This window comes from Thioalkalivibrio sp. ALgr3 (genome assembly GCF_000377325.1).
GTDB lineage: Bacteria > Pseudomonadota > Gammaproteobacteria > Ectothiorhodospirales > Ectothiorhodospiraceae > Thioalkalivibrio.
Genome location: NZ_KB898016.1, coordinates 1 through 3,230, shown reverse-complemented (window position 1 = coordinate 3,230; position 3,230 = coordinate 1). Strand labels below are relative to the sequence as shown.

The window sequence follows — 3,230 nt, the reverse complement described above, 5'->3', positions numbered from 1 at the left end:
GTCGAGCTTCCGCCCCGATGCGATCAATCGGGGCAACGGCAACGGGACCTATGACGTGGGGGTAATGCAGATCAACTCGTGGTGGTTCCCGCGTCTGGAGCGCGATTTCGGGATCACCGAAGCGGATCTCATGGAGCCGTGCATGAACATCAAGGTCGGCGCATGGATTCTCGCGACGAACTTCGAGCAGGTGGGTTGGAGCTGGCAGGCCATCGGCGCCTACAACGCCGGAACCGGCCGAGGCGAAGACCGTGAACGGCTGCGGCTCGGTTACGCCGAGCGAGTCTATGCGGCCCTGGAGAGGTACTGAACACATGACGAAGAAGACAGCGCTTGGCATGGCAGTGGTCTTCGCAGGGGTGGCCCTGTTGACCGGCTGCACGGCACCGAAGGCCGGGAACGATGGGGCCGTGGACATCTTCGACTCCATCGGCAACCCGATCCGGGGTGTCTCCGCGAATACCCACGCGAAGTGCATCGTTCCGGTACGCACGAAGCAGTTTCGGGGGGATCACGTCTGCGACGTAGCGCACCCGGTATGGAGTGACGCATCCGGCGAGGAAAGCCTGACCCGTGATCGGTCAGCCGATCCGGTGGCGGCACGCGAACACGAGCCCTCTCAGTCGGGGTGGGAGCATTCGGATACCCGTGATCCGAGTGGTCCCGTCTCCGATGAGGAGGCTCGTCTGGCTCTGGCTTGGGATCGCTATTGCGACGGTGGCTGGGGCATGACTGATGAGGACTGGAAGCTCATCGAGGGGCGTGATGTCCCCGATCACATCACGAACTGCAATCCACCCAAGTAATCCTCCAAGGGAGACTGATGATGAACGCAATCCGTACTGCGATCCGTTACGCGGACAACGCCACCATGAAGGCCGCCTCCGCCGTGGACGCCAACCACAAGAACCTGCTGCTGATGCTGCTGGTGATGACCGCCTTCTACGCCACAGCGGCCGTCGCGGGCACGGGCACCTCGGGCGCGAGCGAGTTCCAGGGCATCTACGATCAGGTCTACGAGTGGACCACCGGCTACCTCGGGATGACCATTGCCCTGTTCGCCTTCCTCCTGGGTCTCGGTGTGGGTGTGGCCCGCCAGAGCCCGATCCCGGCGATCTCGGGTGTGGTGTTCGCCCTGTTTGTGGCCTTCGGCCCTGAAATCATCGAAGGCATCGCTACGGCGGTGATCTGATGAACGGCGGTGGCCCCGAGTTCTCGAACCGAATCCCGCGTTACCTCGACGCGCAACCCAAGATATTCCTGTGGGATGCCGACGAGTTCGTGGTGGCGGTGGCCCCTTTAGGGGTCGGGATCGTCACGGGCTTCATCCTGACAAGCATCGTGTTGGGAGTGCTCATGGCCTACGGCCTGGCAAAGCTCAAGAAGGGGCAGGGAAGTGGCTTTATGATGCGTGCCGCCTACTGGTATCTGCCCGGTGGCGGCATCGCGAAGCTCAAGCGCACCCCGCCCTCGCACGTTCGGGAATACGTTGGATAGGACGCCCCGCCCGGTTGGGCGGGGCCATTAGGGAGCGGACATGAAGCGCGAGAAGTACAAATCCAAGGTCGCGGCACTGATGGGAACGCAGGCGATGATGCGCTACGCGCTCGGGGCAGCGGTCGTCGTCAACCTGGCCCTGATCGTGGCCCTGTTCCAGTTGGCGGGAAACACGAAGACCGTGGTGGTTCCGCCGAACATTGACGATCCTTTCTGGATCACGCAGGAGGAAGTTGATCGGAAGTACATTGAATCTCTCGGTATGTTTCTTGTGTCTTTGGGGTACAATGTAACTCCATCGTCAATCGAGTATCAGACCGAGTATTTCATGGAGTGGGTCCACCCGAGCGTTCACGGCGAGTTGCGCAGCGACATGGTTCGCCTGGCAAACCGGATCACGCGGGAGAACGCCTCGATGTACTTCTCCCCGATTCGGGTTGAGGTGGATCGCGGCGGGGAAGGTATCCCCCGCGTCGCCGTGACCGGCGATGTGACCCGCAAAGTCGGTCGTCGCGAGACGAGCACCGAGCGGGTCTCGGTGGTGATGAGCTTCACCGTGGTCGGTGGCCGGGTGTACCTGACCCGTTACATCGAGGCGGAAGACCCCAACGAACCTTTCGAGACGTAAGTGATGCGAATGATGAAAAAGCTGGCAGCCGCCGTGGCGGTACAAGCGGCTCTGGGCGTCTTTGCCACGGCAATGGCATCCGAGAAGCCTACCCATACGGTCGAGCCCGGCCAGAACCTCCACCTGGTTGCCATGAGCTATGGCATTTCCTGGTCGGAGCTGGCCGATCTGAATGACATCGAGAATCCGGATCAGATCGAGGAGGGCATGGAACTGGTCCTCCCCAAGCGCCTGGCTGGCCGTATTCCGGTCAAGCGCTCAGGCGAGGCGGTGGCGCCACCGCCCCCGGCATCGGCCTCCGGAGGAGGGGCGGATGCTTCGGCCTCTCCGGCGGCGCTGACGCAGGTACATCCCGTCGAGCCGAACGACACGGTAGAAGTCAGCGTGTCGCGTGGTGATGTGAACCGCCTTGCGATTGAGGGAGGGCGGATCACGGATGTCATTGGGGCATCCGAGTATCTCCTGATCGAGAGTGATGATGAGCGCGGGCAGGTCTTTTTCCGCTTCAACCCTCAGACCGTCCGCAGTGGTTCCTCGCAGCGCACCGAATGGCGTCCGATCTCTCTGTTTGTGAGCGACGACCGGGGGGCGACTTACACCGTGATCCTCCGCCCGGACGGCGACGCAACCACCTCGATCATTCTGCGCCCGACCTTCGGGCAGCTCCCCCACACGATCAATCACGAGCGCACCACGGGGCCGGGTACGCCCTACCAGCAGCGGTTGATGGGACTGATGCGAACCATGTACCGCAACGAGGATAACTCCCGCCATTACCAGGCGACGCCTCGTGGCACTGAAACCGAGCGCTGGGACGGCCTGCCGATGCGTCTGGTTCGCGACTGGAGCGGGGACGGGCTTCTGGGCCAGGAGTATGCCGTGCGTAACGACTCCAGCGACCGACTCTCGCTCTCCGAAGCGGAGTTTGCGACGCGCGGTGTTCTCGCGGTCGCGATTGACGAGCACGAGTTGGAGCCGGGTGAAGTCGCCCGAGTGTTTGTGGTTCAGCAGTCCGCAGGAGATCGGTAATGGCGAAGGATGTGAACGTGCGTGACCCGGCAACGGTGCTCAAGCGTCAGAAGTTGATGCTCTATGGCGGGGGGGG

At 62.4% G+C, this 3,230-nt stretch carries 6 protein-coding genes; all 6 read left to right on the top strand.

Annotated features, from left to right (window positions below):
- On the top strand, nucleotides 1-310 hold a 310-nt coding region (locus tag C998_RS0113725), incomplete at its 5' end, for a lytic transglycosylase domain-containing protein (protein ID WP_018871448.1).
- 4 nt (nucleotides 311-314) lie between these two features.
- Nucleotides 315-806, top strand: a complete 492-nt coding sequence (locus C998_RS0113720) for a hypothetical protein (RefSeq protein WP_018871447.1) — start codon at nucleotides 315-317, stop codon at nucleotides 804-806.
- A 17-nt stretch (nucleotides 807-823) separates the two neighbouring features.
- Entirely contained in the window at nucleotides 824-1,192 is a 369-nt protein-coding gene (gene traA, locus C998_RS0113715) for a TraA family conjugative transfer protein (protein WP_231365014.1), read from the top strand.
- On the top strand, nucleotides 1,192-1,497 hold the full coding sequence (gene traL, locus C998_RS0113710) for a type IV conjugative transfer system protein TraL (RefSeq protein ID WP_018871445.1): 306 nt from the start codon (nucleotides 1,192-1,194) through the stop codon (nucleotides 1,495-1,497). Before traA ends, traL begins: the two co-directional genes overlap by 1 nt.
- Nucleotides 1,498-1,537: 40 nt before the next feature.
- Nucleotides 1,538-2,125, top strand: coding sequence for a TraE/TraK family type IV conjugative transfer system protein (locus C998_RS0113705; protein WP_018871444.1), 588 nt, complete (start codon nucleotides 1,538-1,540; stop codon nucleotides 2,123-2,125).
- A 9-nt stretch (nucleotides 2,126-2,134) separates the two neighbouring features.
- The gene (locus C998_RS0113700) at nucleotides 2,135-3,154 is read left to right on the top strand and encodes a type-F conjugative transfer system secretin TraK (RefSeq protein ID WP_018871443.1); all 1,020 of its coding nucleotides are present in this window, start codon (nucleotides 2,135-2,137) and stop codon (nucleotides 3,152-3,154) included.
- Nucleotides 3,155-3,230 lie beyond the last annotated feature (76 nt).